The following is a 19,942-nucleotide window of genomic DNA, read 5'->3' on the forward strand; positions in this document are numbered from 1 at the left end:
CGCAGAAGCGACCCGGTGCGTGGAATTGGCCCCTGTCCCAGGTCAGAATGCGACATCCCCGCGCCAGGACGGCGTGGCCTGTGGAGCCCAGGCGATGAATCGCTGCCTTCTATCCGTTTCGCTGTGTCTTGCCCTGCTGATCTCGACGCTATCGGCCTGGGGCATGTCGCGGTTGTTCGACGGCGACGCACAGGTGTGGCAACGCGGCGACACCCTGTGCTTCGGCGGCAAGGCGTTCAAGTCGCCCGGGATGTTCTTCAACCGCCTGCTGGACGTCGACCAGCGGCAGGTCGCCGTGAGCTACATCGAGGTCTATCGCGACCCCTACGAGACGTTGTGGGCGGCGGGCGCCGAAGACCCGACAGTCGGCACGCCGCTGCGCAGCGACACCTGCTTCGCCTACGGACAGGCCATTCCCGGCTTCAAGCAAACGCGTCCCGCGCAATCGCTGGTTCCCGGGCTGTACCACGTCACGCTCAACGGCCGTGACAGTGCCGGCGATGGCGCACGGGCGACGTTCATGCGGACCTTCTGCCTGGCGCCACGCGGCGACCGGCTGGCAGTGATCGACGCCATCTACGACAAGACCCTCGGTCGCTGGCGCTGCGATCCAGCGTAATGCAGCTGCCGATAGGAACCGCTCGGCCAAGGGACTAAACTGCGCCCCTCACGATATGCGAGGACGCCATGAACCGCTCCCTGACTCTGCTTTCCGCCCTGCTGCTCACCGCGACGCTGCAGGGCTGTGGTGACGACAGCAAACCTGCCAAGGCCGAAGCGCCCGCAGCCGCCGGCACCGCCGCAGCCACGCCGGCCGGCGACAGCTGCACCGGCCATGTACTGGAAAAGGCCCTGCCGCCGGCCAAGGCCATCTACGGCTACCCCTACCTCTCCCGCGAGTGCGGCTACGACGACGCTACCATCGTCTATGGCAAGGCCGACGGCAGCCAGCACCTGGTCGTGACCCTGACCGACACCGGCCTGCCGGCGCCGGGCACCGACCAGCAGGGCGAGGCCGCCAAGCAGTATCTGGCCGCCCAGGCCAAGCTGCGCGACACCACCGCGAAGAACGTCTCGCTGCTCAACCAGGCGCGCCAGGCCGCGCTGCAGAACGGCACTGCCGCGCAGTTCGGCGGCGAGCAGTACCTGCCGCTGATCGACAGCACGCGCATGGGCGACCCGCTGGCGATCAGCGTGCCGGGCCCGGACGACAAGGCCGGCGAGTCCAGCCTGACCGGCCTGATCAAGGGCCGCTACGTGCTCAACATGACCTCGCCGGACAAGCCCAACGGCGGCACCGCCCAGTCCCTGCGCGAGCTGTTCGTGCCGATCTCCGAGCAGATGGCGCTGACCAAGCTGCCGTGACAGATGGAGAGATATCTGACATTTAGGCGTCCAAAGTTCTGATTCTCCACCTCTCCTATATCTGAGGAAAATCTCCGGCGTTGCTTATCACCCAACGTCAGGAAGAGGTGGAGGACCATGAATTTCAAAGCACGAGGCCTGCCGCTATTCCTGGCGGCACTGCTGTCGCTCTCCGCGCACGCGGTGCAGATGCCTGCGCAGCCGGTCCACGAAATCAAGGCTTACAGCGGTACCGATGGGCTCAAGGTCTGGCTCGAGCAGATCGGGCCGCGCCGGGCCAACATGTATCTGCTGCGCGTCGGCGGGGTCGATCACGCCTGGAACATGCGCATTCACCGAATGGATGGGCTGAGCCTGCTGGACGAGTCGCTGTTCAAGCTGCATTCCCAGCGCGAGGAGCCGATTGCCCTGGTGCTGCGCGGCGACTGCGGCGAAGTCATGCTCCCCGGTGAGCGCGTTGGGCGCCGGGTCTGCTACGACCAGGCACTTTCGACGGCGCAGGATCCCGCTCAATTCGTCTCGGCTTACCTGCAGCAACGCCGGTAGGCCTTGGCGGGCTGCACGAGGGACGGGGTTTTCGCTACGCTGCTGACTGACTTTATGCGCAGTGCCGAGGCACCCCCATGACCGACAACACCCAACAGTTCGCCAGCGACAACTATTCCGGCATCTGCCCCGAAGCCTGGGCAGCCATGGCCGAGGCCAACCGCGGCCACGAACGAGCCTATGGCGACGACCAGTGGACCGCCCGCGCCTCCGACTACTTCCGCGAGCTGTTCGAGACCGACTGCGAAGTGTTCTTCGCCTTCAACGGCACCGCCGCCAACTCCCTGGCCCTGGCGGCGCTGTGCCAGAGCTACCACAGCGTGATCTGCGCCGAGACCGCCCACGTCGAGACCGACGAGTGCGGCGCGCCGGAGTTCTTCTCCAACGGCTCCAAGCTGCTGCTGGCGCGCACCGACGCCCAGGGCAAGCTGACCCCGGAAGCGATCCGCGAGATCGCTCTCAAGCGCCAGGACATCCACTATCCCAAGCCGCGCGTGGTCACCATCACCCAGGCCACCGAGGTCGGCACCGTCTACCGCCCGGACGAGCTGCAGGCGCTCAGCGCCACCTGTCGCGAACTGGGCCTGCACCTGCACATGGACGGCGCGCGCTTCTCCAACGCCTGCGCCTTCCTCGGCGCCACGCCGGCCGAGCTGACCTGGAAGGCCGGCGTCGAGGTGCTGTGCTTCGGCGGTACCAAGAACGGCATGGCGGTGGGCGAGGCCATCCTGTTCTTCAACCGCGAGCTGGCCGAAGGCTTCGACTACCGCTGCAAGCAGGCTGGCCAACTGGCCTCGAAGATGCGCTTCCTCGCCGCGCCCTGGGTGGGTGTGCTGCAGGACGACGCCTGGATGCACTACGCCAGCCATGCCAACCGCTGTGCACAACTGCTCGCCGAGCGTGTCGCCGATGTGCCGGGGGTGCAACTGATGTTCCCGGTGGAAGCCAACGGCGTGTTCCTGCAGATGTCCGAACCCGCGCTGGAAGCCTTGCGCCAGCTCGGCTGGCGCTTCTACACCTTCATCGGCGCCGGCGGCGCGCGCTTCATGTGCTCGTGGGATACCGAGATCGAGCGGGTCGAGGAACTGGCTGCCGACATTCGCAAGGTCATGGCGGCCGGCTGAAACGCGCCTGAGTTGTCCCCAGGCGCTGGGGACGGTTGCACGGGCAACCTGTCGCCAACCTGTGGATGAATGATTGCAGGCCACGGGTGGCGTGGCTTGCACAGGTCCGGTCAATATTTGAGCGACGCGCGCCTTATGGTAGGAGCGAGCTTGCTCGCGAACATCCGTAGCTTCGCTTCACACCGTGGAATCAGGCGGACTGCGGTTCGCGAGCAAGCTCGCTCCTACAAGGGGTCTTACTCCCCACAGCGATTGGCACAGGATGAGACGGTGGTCTCAGCCGGCACGGATCGCCCCCTCTCCCTGAGGGAGAGGGCTGGGGGAGGCAATGGCTCGGGCCTCCCGGAGAACAAGCAGGGTTTCTATATCTTCACCGCCGTCCCGCTCACGCTGACCATCAGCATGCTGCCGTTCTGGCCCACCACCTCGTAATCCAGGTCGATGCCGACCACGGCGTTGGCGCCCAGCTCCTGCGCGCGCTCCTGCAACTCCTCGAAGGCGATCTCCCGCGCCCGCCCCAACTCCTTCTCGTACGCTCCGGAGCGGCCGCCGATGATGTCGCGCAGGCCGGCGAACAGGTCGCGGAACACGTTGGCGCCGAGGATCGCCTCGCCGACCACGATGCCGCGGTATTCCTGGATGGTCTTGCCCTCGATGGTGGGTGTGGTGGTCAGGATCATGGGACTGGCTCCTCTGCTGGGGGAAATCCAGCATAGCCCCGCACCCCACGGAAGGCCGCGACGGCTGTGTTTCAGCGTTTGCCGAAGGTACCGGGGAAAGCTTGTGATAAAGCTGTGGACAACCTGGTGGAAAATGACGCTCCCATGGCACTTTCGTGAAGGCGTAAAAATCTCTGCGGATCTCTACCAAGTGCCCGCCATACGGGGCTTTCAGGCGGAATGCTGAATGTCGAGGAGATCTCCACAGCTGCTGTGGAGGCACACTTGCCCAACCTGTGGAAAACCTGTTGGGAGGAGCCTGCGCAGCTGATGGCGCCTGGCTTGCCTGGATCTGGCTGTTTTCTGATCAAACCCTTCTTTTCAATCACTTGGGAGCCTGTGTATCGATTTTGGCAAAGGGTCTGTGCACGATCTTTCCTCCGCTATCCCCGGTTTGTGTTGACCCACTTGTGCGCCTCCTGTGGAAAACATCGTCGGTGCCACGCCTGCCGTGGGTTTCACGGCCTTGCTCAAGATTTGACCAGCAAGAGGCGCAAGCAGCTGATCCACAGCGACTTTTCCCCAATGGCGGGGCCTACGTAAAACTTTCCACAATGGCTGTGGGGCGAATCTCGAGGAAGCTGTGGACAAGCTGTACCCAGATCGCTGCAGGCCGCGCACGGCGCGCTGTTCTTGTCTCAGTACGTTTTTTGATCAAATGGCGAGAGTGGCGTCGTTACTGGCTTGCAGCGGATTTCCCGACGAGTTTTCCACATCGGCTGTGCAGCGTTCTGCCAGGAACTTGTGGGCGGGTTGTGGATGGATTGCTGCGAGCCCCGCTCCCTCTGGCTCCCGTGAGGTTGATCAATATTTGTCCAGGGCCGCGAGGGGAGGCTGCCTATAATTTACCCACGGCGGGCAGAAACCCTGGGGGCGGGAGATTCAGCATGTCCAGTTACTCGGTGGAACAGATCCGCACCGTGGCCCTGGTCGGTCATGGTGACAGCGGCAAGACCCTGCTTGCCGAGGCGCTGCTGCAGCACGCCGGAGCAATCCCCAGCATGGGCTCGCTGGAGCGCGGCGACACCCTCTGCGACTCCGACCCCATGGAGCGCGAATACCACCACTCCCTGGCCGCCGCACTGGCGCACTTCGAGCACGCGGGCGCGCACATCCGTCTGGTCGACACCCCCGGTTATCCCGACTTCATCGGCCACGCGTTGCCGGCGCTGGCCGCGGTGGAAACCGCGCTGGTGGTGGTGAACGCGCAGAACGGCATCGAACTGTCCACGCGGCGGATGATGGACTGGGCGGGCGAACGCGGCCTGTGCCGGATGCTGGTGGTGAACAAGATCGATGCCGAACGCGTTGACCTGCCGGCCCTGCTGGCGGGTTTGCGCGAGTCGTTCGGCAAGGAAGTACTGCCGCTCAATCTGCCCGCCGGGGGCGGTGCACGGGTGGTGGACTGCTTCTTCAATCCCGACGGCGAGGCTGACTTCTCCTCCGTGGCCGAGGCGCACCAGGCGCTGGTGGACCAGGTGGTGGAAGTGGATGAGGCGCTGATGGCGCATTACCTGGAGGAGGGCGAGGTGGCGCCCGAGGCGCTGCACGAACCCTTCGAGCGCGCGCTGCGCGAAGGGCACCTGATTCCCCTGTGCTTCGTTTCCGCACGCAGCGGTGCCGGTGTACCCGAGCTGGCCGATATTCTTGCGCGCCTCGCGCCCAATCCCTGCGAGGGCAATCCGCCGCTGTTCCTGCGCACCGACGACAAGGGCAGGGAACACCCGGTGACCTGTCAGCCGGACCCCAAGGCCCATGTGCTGGCCCACGTGTTCAAGGTGGTGATCGACCCCTTCGTCGGCCGCCTGGCCGTGTTCCGCGTGCACCAGGGCACGATCCGCCGGGAAATGCAGCTGTTCGCCGGCGACGGACGCAAGCCGTTCAAGGTCGGCCACCTGTTGCGCCTGCAGGGAAAGAAGCATGAGGAGGCGCCGTGGCTGATCCCCGGAGACTTCGGCGCGCTGACCAAGGTCGACGAACTGGAGTACGGGGTGGTGCTGCACGACTCCCACGATGAGGACCATATCCATCTGAAGCCGCTGGAATTCCCCGAGCCGATGCAGGGCCTGGCCATCGAGGCGAGCCGCCGCGGCGACGAGCAGCGCCTGGCGGAAATCCTCCAGCGCCTGCAGGCCGAGGACCCGTGCGTGCGCCTGGACTACAACGCCTCGACCCAGCAGACCGTACTGCGCGGTATGGGCGAGATGCACCTGCGCTACCTGCTGGAACGCATGGCTGGACAATACAAGCTGGAGGTGCACACCCGCGCGCCCGCCGTGCCCTACCGCGAGACCGCCAGCCGCGTGGCGGAGGGCCACAGCCGGCACAAGAAGCAGACGGGCGGAGCGGGGCAGTTCGGCGAGGTGTACCTGCGCGTCGAGCCGCTGCCGCGTGGTGAGGGTTTCGCTTTCGTCGATGCGATCAAGGGCGGGGTGATTCCCGGCAACTTCATCCCCTCGGTGGAAAAGGGGGTGCGCTCGGCGCTGACGGCCGGGCCGCTGGCCGGCTTCCCGGTGGAAGACGTCAAGGTCACGGTGTTCGACGGCAAGAGCCACTCGGTGGATTCCAAGGACATCGCCTTCCAGGCCGCCGGGCGCAAGGCCATGCTCGATGCCCTGCGCAACGCCGGTGGCGTCGTGCTGGAGCCGGTGATGCAGATCGAGGTGACCACTCCCGAGGCGCATCTGGGCGACATCACCGCCGATCTCACTGGCCGCCGGGGCCAGGTGCTGGGTACCGAGTCGTTATCCACCAGCGTGGCGTTGGTGCGCGGACAGGTTCCGCTGGCGGAGCTGGACGGCTATGCCAACCGGCTGAAATCCATCACCGCCGGCCAGGGGCTCTACAACCTTTCCTCCAGCCATTACAGCGCCGTCCCACAGGACGTGCAGCAGCGCCTGTCCAGTGGCTACAAGGCAACCCCGGAAGAAGACTGAGCGAATGTGGATAGTTGTCGCAGGCAGGTGCCGCAAAGGCCCATGCCTGTGCGCTTTCGCGCGTCTCCACAGCAGTCCTGCAAGTCTGCTGAAAGCCACGTGGCATGCGGGTTGCAGGTGGGATCGAGGCGGCCAGGCGGTTCGGCCGGAGGTGTCTCCGACCTGGTGTCGGGATACCTCCGGCCTGTGGATAACTCAGTGGGTAACGTGTGGGGCGGATGGGGGCAGCCTGTGATCAGTACTCGATCACCACGTCGCCCTTGGGCACGCTGCAGCAGGACAGGATGTAGCCTTCGGCGACGTCTTCGTCAGTGATCCCGCCGTTGTGCTCCATCTCCACCTCGCCGGAACGCTTCATCACCTTGCAGGTGCCGCAGATGCCCATGCCGCAGGCCTTGGGAATGTGCAGGCCGAGCTGGGCGGCGGCGGCGTGGACAGTCTCGCCCGGCGCCACGCGGATGCTCTTGCCGGTTTCGCAGAACTCCACGAGGTTCTGCTCGGCCAGCGGCACGGCAGGCGCTTCGGCGGCCTCGGCGGCCAGTTCCTTCACGTCGGCGCGGACTTCCGGCGGGGTCGGGCCGAAGGCTTCCTCGTGGTAGCGCGACATGTCGTAGCCTTCGGCTTCGAGCAGGCGCTTGACCGCGTGCATGTAGGGCGTCGGGCCGCAGCAGAAGACCTCGCGTTCGAGGTAGTCCGGGGCCATCAGCTGCAACATGGGCTTGTTCAGGAAGCCCCGGTAGCCAGCCCAGGATTCGCCCATCTCGTACTTCTCGCAGACCAGGTACAGCTTGAAGTTGTTGATCCGCGAGTTCATGTGCTCCAGCTCGCGGTGATAGATGATGTCCTTGGGCGTGCGCGCGCTGTGCACGAAGACCATGTCGACGTTGGCGTTGGTGTCGAAGAACCAGCGCGACATCGACATCACCGGGGTGATGCCGACGCCACCGGAGAGGAACAGTACCTTCTCGGCCGGGAAGTCGATGGCGTTGAAGTTGCCCACCGGCCCGTGCACCGGGATCTGGTCGCCCTCCTTGAGGTTGTCGTGCAGCCAGTTCGACACCTTGCCGCCGGGTACGCGCTTGATGGTGATGGAGAAGCTGTAGGGCACCGAGGGCGAGCTGGAGATGGTGTAGGAACGCATGATCGGCTGGCCGTCGATCTCCAGCTCCAGGGTGACGAACTGCCCCGGCTTGAAGAAGAACATGATCGGCGCGTCGGCCATGAAGCAGAAGGTGCGCACATCCCAGGTTTCCTGGATGGCTTTCACGCAGCGCACCAGGTGGCGGCCGTTGGCCCAGGTCTGGGTGTTGACCGGGTTGAGGAAGGTGTTCGTCGACATGCTGTTTCTCCGCGCACGCGGGCCGTGCTGGGCCTGATGGGGCAGCGCCGGGGCCTGCTTGTCTGCGTCGCGTGGACATAGAAAGCACGGGGCCTGTCGGCATGCCTGATGGGGCGGATTGTGTGCACGAGGATGCCCGCTGCATTTACCTGCCAGCGACATTTGCATGCTTATCGCGACCTGCCGCCTGGCACGTGCCGTTGCGCGTCGGGAAATGATCTGGCCGTGTCGCCCATGGATAAGGGTATTCCCGGGTCGCGGCCCCACACTCAGCTCCATGCCGAGCAACCCCCAGGTTGAGCGCGACGGCGGGAAACGGCGCACTCGGCGCGCCTGACACCTGCCGCAAATGCCCTGCGTGGCAAACCGTATCAGCCACTTATTTCCGCCGGCAGCCAAACAGGCTGCGGCATGAGGACCTAGCAATGGACGTCACCACTACCCTGAGTCTGGGCGATCCGCTGGAACCGGCCCGCAAGGCCACCGCCGAGATGCTGCGCACTCGCGACCACAGCTTCTCGCTGCCGCAGCCCTTCTACAACGACGAGCGCCTGTTCCAGCTGGACATGCAGGAGATCTTCCACAAGGAATGGCTGATCGCCGGGATGACCTGCGAGATTCCCGCCAAGGGCAACTTCCTCACCCTGCAGATCGGCGACAACCCGGTGATCGTGCTGCGCGGCGCCGAGGGCAAGATCCACGCCTTCCACAACGTCTGCCGCCACCGCGGCTCGCGCCTCTGCGTGAGCGACAAGGGCAAGGTCGCCAAGCTGGTCTGCCCTTACCACCAGTGGACCTACGAGCTGGACGGCCGTCTGCTGTTCGCCGGCACCGAGATGGGCGCGGACTTCGACATGAAGGACTACAGCTTGAAGCCGGTGAACGTGAAGACCGCCGGCGGCTACATCTTCATCTCGCTGTCGGAGAACCCGCCGGCCATCGACGACTTCCTGCGTACGCTCGAGCACTACATGGAGCCGTACGACATGGAGAACACCAAGGTGGCGGTGCAGACCACGCTGCGGGAAAAGGCCAACTGGAAGCTGGTGCTGGAAAACAACCGCGAGTGCTACCACTGCAACGGCTCGCACCCGGAGCTGCTGAACACCCTGCTGGAGTGGGACGACGTTACCGACCCGCGCGCCAGCCAGGCGTTCAAGGACCAGGTCGCGGCCTGTACCACTGCCTGGGATGCCGAGAAGATCCCCTACGCCCACGCCAGCTTCGGCCTGCGCAACCGCATCGTGCGCATGCCGCTGCTGCAGGGCACCGTGTCCATGACCATGGATGGCAAGCAGGGCAGCAAGAAGCTCATGGGCCGCATCCAGAACCCGGACCTGGGCTCGATGCGCATCCTGCACCTGCCGCATTCTTGGAACCACTGCATGGGCGACCACCTGATCGTCTTCACCGTGTGGCCGATCAGCGCGCAGGAAACCGTGGTCACCACCAAGTGGCTGGTGCACAAGGATGCGGTGGAAGGCGTCGACTACGACGTGGCGCGCCTGCGCGAAGTCTGGGACGCCACCAACGACCAGGACCGCCGCCTGGCCGAGGAGAACCAGCGTGGTATCAACTCCACCGCCTACCAGCCGGGGCCGTACTCGAAGACCTACGAGTTCGGCGTAATCAACTTCCTCGACTGGTACAGCGAGCGGATGCTCAACAACCTGGGCGAGGAATCCGCCCACGCGCGCCTGGTCGCCGAGAAGTAGGCCCCGCCCCATCGGCGCCCCCGTTAGCGGGGGCGCTGTCGTTACCGAGGAAGCCACGTGGACGCCATGCTCTTCTACAGCAGCTCCGCCTTCGTCACCGGCCTGGTGGCGTGGAACCTCTTCGCCTGCTGGCGCAAGCGCTGATCTCCGTCGCTGTGCTCTTTGTAGGATGGGTGGAGCGCAGCGATACCCATCGGCGCGGCCTGCGATCGCAAATTGATGGGTATCGCTGCGCTCCACGCCATCCTACGTCTCGGCTCTGAACCACCTCCTTATCTGTAATCCGCGGCTTCCGAGCCTTTGCACGGCACGCATTCCCCTGCACGACGCAAACGCTGTCGCCCATGTCGTGAGGTTGACGCTTTCGGGTCGACCCTGGTCGTTTTCGAACCGGGTCGCCTCCGGGGGCAGGGATATCCTGCCTGCAAAGCGTCGGCACAAGTCCCGGCGCGCCAAGCCTGACAAGCCTTGCCTGAATAGAGAGACGCCAAGATGAGCCCAGCCGAACTTCACGCCGACAGCATCGTCATCGATGGCCTGATCATCGCCAAGTGGAACCGCGAGCTGTTCGAAGACATGCGCAAGGGCGGCCTGACCGCCGCGAACTGCACCGTCTCCGTATGGGAAGGCTTCCAGGCCACGGTGAACAACATCGTTGCCAGCCAGAAGCTGATCCGCGAGAACGGCGACCTGGTCATCCCGGTGCGCACCACGGCCGACATCCGCAAGGCCAAGGAGCAGGGCAAGACCGGCATCCTCTTCGGCTTCCAGAACGCCCATGCGTTCGAGGACCAGATCGGCTATGTGGAGGTGTTCAAGCAGCTGGGCGTGGGCATCGTGCAGATGTGCTACAACACCCAGAACCTGGTCGGCACCGGCTGCTACGAGCGCGACGGCGGCCTCTCCGGCTTCGGCCGCGAGATCGTCGCGGAGATGAACCGCGTGGGCATCATGTGCGACCTGTCCCACGTCGGCTCGAAGACCTCCGAGGAAGTCATCCTCGAGTCGAAGAAGCCCGTCACCTATTCCCACTGCCTGCCGTCGGGCCTCAAGGAACATCCGCGCAACAAGTCCGACGCCGAGCTGAAGTTCATCGCCGACCACGGCGGCTTCGTCGGCGTGACCATGTTCGCGCCGTTCCTCGCCAAGGGCATCGACTCGACCATCGACGACTACGCCGAAGCCATCGAGTACGTGATGAACCTCGTCGGCGAGGACGCCATCGGCATCGGCACCGACTTCACCCAGGGCCACGGCCAGGACTTCTTCGAGTGGCTGACCCACGACAAGGGTTACGCCCGCCGCCTCACCAACTTCGGCAAGATCGTCAACCCGCTGGGCATCCGCACCGTGGGCGAATTCCCCAACCTCACCGAGACCCTGCTCAAGCGCGGCATGCCCGAGCGCGTGGTGCGCAAGGTCATGGGCGAGAACTGGGTGCGCGTCCTGAAGGACGTCTGGGGCGAATAAGCCGCCTTTCCCCCTCTCCCTCTGGGAGAGGGCAGGGGTGAGGGCTGCCGGCGCTCACCCGTGAACTCCTCACCCCAACCCTCTCCCCAAGGGAGAGGGAGCCAAAAGAATTGGAGCGAAACCCCATGGCCAAACATGCCCCCGAACTGCCCATCGAAGTCGACAGCGAAACCGGCGTCTGGACCACCGATGCCCTGCCGATGCTCTACGTGCCGCGGCATTTCTTCGTCAACAACCATATGGGCATCGAGGAAGAGCTGGGCGCCGAGCGTTATGCCGAAATCCTCTACAAGGCCGGCTACAAGTCCGCCTGGCACTGGTGCGAGAAGGAAGCCGAGTGCCACGGGCTGGTCGGCGTGGAAGTCTTCGAGCACTACATGAAGCGCCTGTCCCAGCGTGGCTGGGGGCTGTTCCAGATCGAGCAGATCGACCTCGACGCCGGCACTGCCCAGGTGCGCCTGAAGCACTCGGCCTTCGTCTACGTCTACGGCAAGGTCAACCGCAAGGTCGACTACATGTTCACCGGCTGGTTCGCCGGCGCCATGGACCAGATTCTCCAGGCCCGCGGCAGCGCCATCCGCACCGTGGCCGAGCAGGTCTACAGCGGCGCCGAGGAAGGCCACGACGATGGCCTGTTCGTCGTCAAACCTCTCTGACCCTGCGCTCCTTGTAGGAGCGAGCTTGCTCGCGAACAGTGGCTTGCGTAGCCGCCAGACAACAAGAAACCTCTGATCCCGTGAGGATGCCGCAATGGCTTTCGAGTCTATGTTCCAGCCGATCCAGATCGGCAAGCTGACCATCCGCAACCGCGTGCTCTCCACCGCTCACGCCGAGGTGTATGCCACCGACGGCGGCATGACCACCGAGCGCTACGTGAAGTACTACGAGGAGAAGGCCAAGGGCGGTATCGGCCTGGCCATCTGCGGCGGTTCCTCCGTGGTCGCCATCGACAGCCCGCAGGAATGGTGGAGTTCGGTGAACCTCTCCACCGACCGCATCATCCCGCACTTCCAGAACCTCGCCGATGCCATGCACAAGCATGGCGCCAAGATCATGATCCAGATTACCCACATGGGCCGCCGCTCGCGCTGGGACGGTTTCAACTGGCCGACCCTGATGTCGCCCTCGGGTATCCGCGAACCGGTGCACCGCGCCACCTGCAAGACCATCGAGCCGGAAGAGATCTGGCGGGTGATCGGCAACTACGCGCAAGCCGCGCGCCGCGCCAAGGCCGGTGGGCTGGACGGCGTCGAGCTGTCCGCGGTGCACCAGCACATGATCGACCAGTTCTGGAGCCCGCGGGTCAACAAGCGCACCGACGAATGGGGCGGCAGCTTCGAGGGCCGCATGAAGTTCGGCCTGGAAGTGCTCAAGGCCGTGCGTGCCGAGGTGGGCGACGACTTCTGCGTCGGCATGCGCATCTGCGGTGACGAGTTCCACCCGGACGGCCTCACCCACGACGACATGAAGCAGATCGCCAAGTACTACAGCGACACCGGCATGATCGACTTCATCGGCGTGGTCGGCTCGGGTTGCGACACCCACAACACCCTGGCCAACGTCATTCCGAACATGACCTACCCGCCGGAGCCGTTCCTGCACCTGGCGGCCGGCATCAAGGAAGTGGTCAACGTACCGGTGCTGCACGCGCAGAACATCAAGGACCCGAACCAGGCCACGCGCATCCTCGAAGGCGGCTACGTGGACATGGTCGGCATGACCCGCGCGCACATCGCCGACCCGCACCTGATCGCCAAGATCAAGATGGGCCAGATCGACCAGATCAAGCAGTGCGTCGGCGCCAACTACTGCATCGACCGCCAGTACCAGGGCCTGGACGTGCTGTGCATCCAGAACGCCGCCACCTCCCGTGAATACATGGGCGTGCCGCACATCATCGAGAAGACCACAGGCGTGAAGCGCAAGGTGGTGGTTGTCGGCGGTGGTCCGGCCGGCATGGAAGCCGCACGCGTCGCTGCCGAACGCGGCCACGACGTCACCCTGTTCGAGAAGAAGGACCAGCTTGGCGGGCAGATCACCACTGCCTCCAAGGCCCCGCAGCGCGACCAGATCGCCGGCATCACCCGCTGGTACCAGCTGGAGCTGGCGCGGCTGAACGTCGACCTGCGCCTGGGCACTGGCGCGGATGCCGACACCATCATGGACCTGCGCCCCGACGTGGTGGTGCTGGCCAACGGCGGCCATCCGTTCCTCGAGCAGAACGAACACTGGGGCGCCGCCGACGGGCTGGTGGTCAGCAGCTGGGACGTGCTCGACGGCAAGGTCGCGCCGGGCAAGAACGTGCTGGTCTACGACACCATCTGCGAGTTCAGCGGCATGTCGGTGGCGGACTTCCTTGCCGACAAGGGCGCCCAGGTCGAGATCGTCACCGACGACATCAAGCCCGGCGTCGCCATCGGCGGCACCACGTTCCCGACCTACTACCGCAGCATGTACCCCAAGGAAGTGATCATGACCGGCGACCTGATGCTGGAGAAGGTCTACCGCGAGGGCGACAAGCTGGTAGCGGTGCTGGAAAACGAATACACCGGCGCGAAAGAGGAGCGAGTGGTCGACCAGATCGTCGTCGAGAACGGCGTGCGCCCGGACGAGAGCCTGTACTACGCGCTCAAGCAGGGCTCGCGCAACAAGGGCCAGATCGACGTCGAGGCACTGTTCGCGATCAAGCCGCAGCCGTGCCTCAGTGCTCTTGATGACAACAGCGGGGGCGACGGTTACCTGCTGTTCCGCATCGGCGACTGCGTGGCCCAGCGCAACACCCATGCGGCGATCTACGACGCGCTGCGACTGTGCAAGGACTTCTAACGCCCCCGTAGGATGGGTGGAGCCTGCGATACCCATCGATAGTCGAGGCAGCATGGGTATCGCTGCGCTCCACCCATCCTACGGTCGTCCCGCACCGACTCCGGTCCCTGCGAGGAGACCAATGACAATGCTCAATATCATCCTCCCCATCCTGCTCTTCGCCGCCCTCGGCCTCGCCGTGCTGGGTGCCGTGAAGCGCTTCGCGATGTGGCGCCGTGGCCGGCCCGCGCAGGTCGACTGGATCGGCGGCCTGCTGAAGATGCCGCGCCGTTACCTGGTGGACCTGCACCACGTGGTCGAGCGCGACAAGTACATGTCGAAGACCCACGTGGCCACCGCCGGCGGCTTCGTGCTGGCCGCGCTGCTGGCCATCCTCGTGCATGGTTTTGGCCTGCACAGTCGCATCCTCGGATTCGCCCTGCTGGCGGCCACCGCGCTGATGTTCTGCGGTGCGCTGTTCGTCGCCAAGCGCCGCCTCGACCCGCCGTCGCGCCTGTCGAAAGGCCCGTGGATGCGCCTGCCGAAAAGCCTGCTGATGTTCTCGGCGAGCTTCTTCATCGCCACCCTGCCGGTGGCCGGCATCCTGCCGGAAGGCTTCGGCGGCTGGTTTCTCGCGGCGATCCTTGCCGTCGGCGTGGCCTGGGGCGTGTCCGAGCTGTTCTTCGGCATGACCTGGGGCGGGCCGATGAAGCACGCCTTCGCCGGTGCCCTGCACCTGGCCTGGCACCGCCGTTCGGAGCGCTTCGGCGGTGGCCGCTCCACCGGCCTCAAGCCGCTGGACCTGCAGGACCCGATGGCGCCGCTGGGCGTCGAGAAACCCACCGATTTCACCTGGAACCAGTTGCTCGGCTTCGACGCCTGCGTGCAGTGCGGCAAGTGCGAAGCCATGTGCCCGGCCTTCGCCGCCGGCCAGCCGCTGAACCCGAAGAAGCTCATCCAGGACATGGTCATCGGCCTGGCCGGTGGCAGTGACGCCAACTTCGCCGGCAGCCCGTATCCCGGCAAACCACTGGGCGAACACAGCGGCGGCCCGCACCAGCCGATCGTCGCGCTGGACGGCAAGGCACTGGTGGATGCCGAGACCCTCTGGTCCTGCACCACCTGCCGCGCCTGCGTCGAGGAGTGCCCGATGATGATCGAGCACGTCGACGCCATCGTCGACATGCGCCGCCACCTCACCCTGGAAAAGGGCGCGACCCCGAACAAGGGGGCCGAGGTGCTGGAAAACCTTATCGCCACCGACAACCCCGGCGGCTTCGCTCCCGGCGGGCGGCTGAACTGGGCGGCGGACCTGAACCTGCCGCTGCTGGCCGACAAGCAGCAGGCCGATGTGCTGTTCTGGGTCGGCGACGGCGCCTTCGACATGCGCAACCAGCGCACCCTGCGTGCCTTCGTGAAGATTCTCAAGGCCGCCAATGTCGACTTCGCCGTGCTCGGCCTGGAGGAGCGCGACAGCGGCGATGTGGCCCGCCGACTGGGCGACGAAGCGACCTTCCAGACCCTGGCCCAACGCAACATCGCCACTCTGGCCAAGTACCGCTTCAAGCGCATCGTCAGCTGCGACCCGCACAGCTTCCACGTACTGAAGAACGAATACGGCGCGCTGGGCGGCAACTACCAGGTGCTGCACCACACGACCTTCATCGATGAACTGGTGCAGAAGGGCGCGCTGAACCTCGGCCAGAGCAAGGCCGCCAGCGTGACCTACCACGACCCGTGCTACCTCGGTCGCTACAACGGCGAGTACGAAGCCCCGCGCGCCGTGCTCAAGGCCATCGGCATCGAGGTCAAGGAGATGCAACGTTCCGGCTTCCGTTCGCGCTGCTGCGGCGGTGGCGGCGGCGCGCCGATCACCGACATCCCCGGCAAGCAGCGGATTCCCGACATGCGCATGGTCGACATCAAGGAAACCGGCGCCGAGCTGGTGGCCGTGGGCTGCCCGCAATGCACCGCCATGCTCGAAGGCGTGGTCGCGCCGCGCCCGGAGATCAAGGACATCGCCGAACTGGTTGCCGAGGTCCTCATCGAGGCCACCGAGGTGCCGGCAAAAAAGCCCTCGCTGGCGCGCCGTGAAGAAGCGGTGGAGGTGCACCTGTGAACGTCCTGCCTAGCCCCGTAGGGCGCATGAAGCCGAAGGCTTTATCCGCCGCGTCGGCCGCTTCGGCGGATAACGCTGCGCGTTATTCGCCCTACACCAGCCTGGAGCATCGAGCATGAGCGACATCCTCCGCCGCGACCCACGCGCCGAGTGGATCGCCCGCAATCGCCTGCATCCGCTGCACGCGGCCATGCAATCGGCACAGGGCGGCGAAACCCGCTGGATGGGCCCGAACGGTGTGGTGCGCAAGAATCCCCACGCCGTCGGCTTCATCGGCCCCAATGGCGTCAAGCGCATCGACCGCTCCGGTGGCCAGCAAGGCACGGCAGGCGGCAAGCGCAGCAGCGCGCCGGAAGTGGTGCAGCTGCCGCTGGTGACCATCGAGCAGCCGGCCTTCCTGATCGCCGTGGTGCCGGACATGGTCGGCGGCCGCCTCTCCAGCCACGACCGCGACCTGCTGGGCCTGGCCCGCAAGCTCGCCGGCAGCGACGGAGCGGTGCTGGCCGTGGTGTTCGGCGAGCACAAGGAAAGCGCCTTCGACGCCGCCGGCGTGGACCGCCTGCTGCAGATCGAAGGCAACGAATACGAAGGCTATGCCCCGGAGCAACGGGTGCTGGCGCTGCGCTCGGCCAACAGCCAGTTCACCCCGCGCCACTGGTTGCTGCCTGACAGCCGCAGCGGTGGCGGCGAACTGGGCCGCCGCTTGGCCGCGAGCCTGGGCGAACGCCCGGCCACCCGCGTCTGGCAGGCCGAGGGCGAACGTTGCGTCGGCCGTGCCGGTACCGGCCAGCAGGACCTGCACCGCGAGCTGCCGCGCCTGATCCTGGCCGCCGCCGAGTGCGCCGAGCCGGTCAGTGAGACGCGCCACGAGGCTCGTGCCGTGGAACTGGAAAGCAGCGTTGCGCGCAACCTGCCGCGCATCGAGGACCTCGGCCCGGTGGCGGTGGACCCGGCGCAGATTCCCATGGCCGAGGCGGAGTTCATCCTCTCCGGCGGCAACGGCGTGAAGGACTGGGCGCTGTTCCACCGCGCCGCCGTCGCCCTCGGCGCCACCGAAGGCGCGTCCCGCGTGGCGGTCGACGACGGCCACATGCCGCGTGCGCGCCAGGTTGGCGCCACCGGCACCTGGGTCACCGCGCGGGTCTATCTCGCCGTCGGCATTTCCGGCGCGATCCAGCACCTGCAGGGCATCGGCTCCTGCGACAAGGTGGTGGCGATCAACATGGACCCGGGCTGCGACATGATCAAGCGCGCCGATCTCTCGGTGATCGGTGATTCCACGGCGATCCTCAAGGCGCTGATGGCCCTGGCCGAAGCCCATCGCAACGGAGCGGCGCGCGATGCGGCATAAGAGCAGCGACAAGCCCCAAGCCATAAGCTTCAGGCAAGAGCGGTGTGTGGCGCTGGACCATATCGCGTTCGTAGGGCGGATAAAGCCGAAGGCTTTATCCGCCATCACGGCCAAATCGGCGGATAACGCTGCGCGCTATTCGCCCTACGTCGAGATTGCAGCATGAACGACCTGAACATCGTTGCCCTGGTCTCCATCGGCGCCCATCCCGCCTCCGGCCGTGCGCGGCGCGCCGACCAGGATGCCCGCGCGGTGGAACTGGGCTTGGGCCTCGCCGGGAAGCGCCTGCGCGTGGTGCATGCCGGCGACGCCGGGGAAGAAGCGTTGCGCGGTTACCTCGGCATGGGCCTGGATGAGTTGGCGGTGCTGGAGCAGCCCGCTGGCGCCGACGCCCTGCCAGCCCTGGCCGCCTACCTGGGCGACAGCGATGTGCAACTGGTGCTCACTGGCACCCAGGCGGAAACCGGTGAAGGCTCCGGCATGTTGCCCTTCCTGCTCGCCGAGCGTCTCGGCTGGCCGCTGGTGGTCGGCCTGGCGGAAGTGGAGAAGGTCGAAGGCGGCAGCGCCCAGGTCCTGCAGGCATTGCCGCGCGGCCAGCGCCGTCGTTTGAAGGTGCGCCTGCCCTTCGTCGCCAGCGTCGACAATGCGGCGCCGGTGGCCCGGCAGAGCGCTTTTGGCCCGGCCCGCCGCGGCTACCTGGAAGCCCACGAAGTGGAGGTGGTGGACGACCCGCTGCTCGCCGAAGGCAATCTGCAACCGGCGCGCCCGCGTCCCAAGCGGCTGAAGGTGATCAAGGCGAAGACCGGCGCCGAACGCATGAAGGCCGCTACCGCCAAGGCTTCCGGCGGTACCGGGCAGGTGCTCAAGGACGTCTCGCCCGAGGCAGGTGCGGAGGCGATCTTCAAGCTGCTGCGCGAGGAAGGCGTGATTCGCGTTTGAACAGGGAGCGGCCCGGAACCGATCGCGGACGGAGTCCGCTCCTACGCTCGGAATTTGCCGTAGGAGCGGACTTTGTCCGCGATTGGCTGGTCAAAACTCCGCTGGTGGCCGGAAATTATTGAAATGACACGAGAATTATCTCGTAAGCCATTGAATTGACGGTATACGGCTTGTCAGAAGACCCGCGTTTTTGCTGGCCCCGCCGCGCCCCTTTCTTTATCCTCCGCACCCTTTGAAAGGCTTTGCGGAGGCTCCCATGCTTGATTCCACCCTCGAACAACTTGAACAGCTGGTCGCCGAACTGCTGCAGCAGAATGAAGTGCTGGTGCAGGACAACGCCGCTGTGCGTGAAGAGCTACTCAAGGCCCGTGAGGAAAACGACAGCCTGCAGCTGTCCCTGATGGAGCAGGAAGAGAAGCACAACGCCACAGCCACCCGCCTGCAGGCGCTGATCCGCCGCGTCAGCGACAGCCGCGCCAGCGCATGAGTGGCGACGGCGTCCGCGTCCTGCGCATCCTCGGACGCGAATACAGCGTCCGGGCGCCGGCCGGTGAAGAGCGCCGGCTGCAGGACGCGGCCGCGCTGTTGCAGGCGGAAATCACCGCCAGCAAGAAGAAATTCCCCTACGTCACCAGCAATGAGCTGATGGTGCTCTCCGCGCTCAACCTCTGCGCCCGCCAGCTCGGCGGCCAGGAGGAGGAGTGCGACGAGGCGGACGCCGTCGAGCGTATCGCCGCCCTCAACCGCCGGATTCTCGATCACCTGCAACGGCAGGATTGATCGACCGCACCGCCTGCTTTTTGCAGGAGCGAGCTTGCTCGCGAACCCCTCCTGCGCCGATATTGCCGGGAGGGAGATCATGTTCGCGAGCAATGACGATGGCGTCCCCCTCGCTCCTACAGAAGCCACCCCGCCCCGACTGGAATTCCAGGAACGTGTTTTGTAGGGCGAATAATGCGCAGCGTTATCCGCCACTGTGCCTGGCACGGAACTGGCGGATCACCGCAAGCGGATATGCGCCCTACGGTCCCGTGCGACTCATGCCAGTCGCGGGAGGAGTCCGCTCCTGGGAGATGCCTCCGCGCTTGGGCCATCCCTCACCCTGGCCCTCTCCGAAGGGGAGAGGGGACCGGCCGGTGCAGGATGAAACCTTTGCGTCAGTCGGCTCGGACTGCCCTTTCCCTGCGGGTGAAGGGGAAGACGCAGCGACGGACTATCCAGAGAAGACAGTTGCTCCTGCGAAACCTGAACCTGCGCAGGTGCGGACTTCCGTCCGCCATGTTTTCCGCCGTGCCCGGATTTCAGGCAAAAAAATAGGGACACCGGGGTAAGCGGTGTCCCTTCTAAAGGAGAGTGGGCCAAGAGGCCCCTCAACCGGTGAGACGTGGCACCTCGGGTAAACCCGCGGCGCCGGGTATAAAAGAAGGGACTGGGGGTAACCAATCCCTGAAAGGTGAGGGAGGAATACTCCCCCTCAACCGGTGAGACGTGCCCGGCTCGCGCCGGGCGGATGA

16 protein-coding genes are annotated in these 19,942 nt (G+C 65.5%); 14 read left to right on the plus strand and 2 right to left on the minus strand.

All coding sequences use genetic code 11. The features are described 5' to 3' along the window. The first annotated feature begins 94 nt into the window (after nt 1-94). The 4 genes from N5C91_RS19675 (at nt 95) to N5C91_RS19690 (ending at nt 3,035) form a co-directional block, all read left to right on the plus strand. A complete protein-coding gene (locus N5C91_RS19675; protein ID WP_236173736.1) occupies nt 95-619 on the plus strand; it encodes a hypothetical protein in 525 nt (174 codons plus the stop codon). Between the two features lie 68 nt (nt 620-687). Then, nucleotides 688-1,365, plus strand: a complete 678-nt coding sequence (locus N5C91_RS19680) for a hypothetical protein (RefSeq protein WP_236173737.1) — start codon at nt 688-690, stop codon at nt 1,363-1,365. Nucleotides 1,366-1,482: 117 nt separating this feature from the next. Beyond that, nucleotides 1,483-1,911 carry a hypothetical protein gene (locus N5C91_RS19685; RefSeq protein WP_279831406.1) on the plus strand — a complete coding sequence of 143 codons (429 nt, stop codon included), beginning with the start codon at nt 1,483-1,485 and terminating at the stop codon, nt 1,909-1,911. A 77-nt stretch (nt 1,912-1,988) separates the two neighbouring features. Continuing rightward, on the plus strand, nt 1,989-3,035 hold the full coding sequence (locus N5C91_RS19690) for a low specificity L-threonine aldolase (protein ID WP_236173740.1): 1,047 nt from the start codon (nt 1,989-1,991) through the stop codon (nt 3,033-3,035). A gap of 362 nt (nt 3,036-3,397) precedes the next feature. Here the strand turns inward: N5C91_RS19690 and N5C91_RS19695 are convergent, their stop codons facing one another. Beyond that, complete coding sequence (locus N5C91_RS19695) at nt 3,398-3,715, minus strand: heavy metal-binding domain-containing protein (RefSeq protein ID WP_226045662.1); 318 nt, start codon at nt 3,713-3,715, stop codon at nt 3,398-3,400. A 926-nt stretch (nt 3,716-4,641) separates the two neighbouring features. Here N5C91_RS19695 and fusA point away from each other — a divergent pair. Then, entirely contained in the window at nt 4,642-6,690 is a 2,049-nt protein-coding gene (gene fusA / locus N5C91_RS19700) for an elongation factor G (RefSeq protein WP_279831409.1), read from the plus strand. A gap of 235 nt (nt 6,691-6,925) precedes the next feature. Here the strand turns inward: fusA and gbcB are convergent, their stop codons facing one another. Continuing rightward, entirely contained in the window at nt 6,926-8,029 is a 1,104-nt protein-coding gene (gene gbcB / locus N5C91_RS19705) for a glycine-betaine demethylase subunit GbcB (RefSeq protein WP_236173744.1), read from the minus strand. A gap of 425 nt (nt 8,030-8,454) precedes the next feature. Between gbcB and gbcA the strand changes: the two genes are divergently transcribed. The 9 genes from gbcA to N5C91_RS19750 all read left to right on the plus strand — a co-directional run bounded on the left by gbcA (nt 8,455) and on the right by N5C91_RS19750 (nt 19,208). Further along, nucleotides 8,455-9,744: a glycine-betaine demethylase subunit GbcA gene (gene gbcA / locus N5C91_RS19710; protein WP_045214087.1), complete on the plus strand. Its 1,290-nt coding sequence runs from the start codon at nt 8,455-8,457 to the stop codon at nt 9,742-9,744. Nucleotides 9,745-10,236: 492 nt separating this feature from the next. Beyond that, nucleotides 10,237-11,214: a dipeptidase gene (locus N5C91_RS19715; RefSeq protein ID WP_236173748.1), complete on the plus strand. Its 978-nt coding sequence runs from the start codon at nt 10,237-10,239 to the stop codon at nt 11,212-11,214. A gap of 125 nt (nt 11,215-11,339) precedes the next feature. Then, nucleotides 11,340-11,870, plus strand: coding sequence for a DUF5943 domain-containing protein (locus N5C91_RS19720; protein WP_236173749.1), 531 nt, complete (start codon nt 11,340-11,342; stop codon nt 11,868-11,870). A gap of 94 nt (nt 11,871-11,964) precedes the next feature. Next, nucleotides 11,965-14,040, plus strand: coding sequence for a dimethylglycine demethylation protein DgcA (gene dgcA / locus N5C91_RS19725; protein ID WP_236173751.1), 2,076 nt, complete (start codon nt 11,965-11,967; stop codon nt 14,038-14,040). A gap of 127 nt (nt 14,041-14,167) precedes the next feature. Continuing rightward, nucleotides 14,168-16,138: a dimethylglycine demethylation protein DgcB gene (dgcB, locus tag N5C91_RS19730; protein ID WP_279831442.1), complete on the plus strand. Its 1,971-nt coding sequence runs from the start codon at nt 14,168-14,170 to the stop codon at nt 16,136-16,138. Nucleotides 16,139-16,253: 115 nt separating this feature from the next. After that, nucleotides 16,254-17,489 (plus strand): electron transfer flavoprotein subunit alpha/FixB family protein, encoded by a 1,236-nt coding sequence (locus N5C91_RS19735; protein WP_279831411.1) that lies wholly within the window; start codon nt 16,254-16,256, stop codon nt 17,487-17,489. A gap of 162 nt (nt 17,490-17,651) precedes the next feature. Next, nucleotides 17,652-18,428 carry an electron transfer flavoprotein subunit beta gene (locus N5C91_RS19740; RefSeq protein WP_279831413.1) on the plus strand — a complete coding sequence of 259 codons (777 nt, stop codon included), beginning with the start codon at nt 17,652-17,654 and terminating at the stop codon, nt 18,426-18,428. Between the two features lie 256 nt (nt 18,429-18,684). Then, nucleotides 18,685-18,915, plus strand: a complete 231-nt coding sequence (locus N5C91_RS19745) for a hypothetical protein (protein WP_236173757.1) — start codon at nt 18,685-18,687, stop codon at nt 18,913-18,915. Beyond that, nucleotides 18,912-19,208 (plus strand): cell division protein ZapA, encoded by a 297-nt coding sequence (locus tag N5C91_RS19750; protein ID WP_236173758.1) that lies wholly within the window; start codon nt 18,912-18,914, stop codon nt 19,206-19,208. Before N5C91_RS19745 ends, N5C91_RS19750 begins: the two co-directional genes overlap by 4 nt. Nucleotides 19,209-19,942: the final 734 nt, after the last annotated feature.

The sequence above is a fragment of the Pseudomonas sp. GD03903 genome, assembly GCF_029840045.1.
Classification (GTDB): Bacteria; Pseudomonadota; Gammaproteobacteria; order Pseudomonadales; family Pseudomonadaceae; genus Pseudomonas; species Pseudomonas pseudonitroreducens.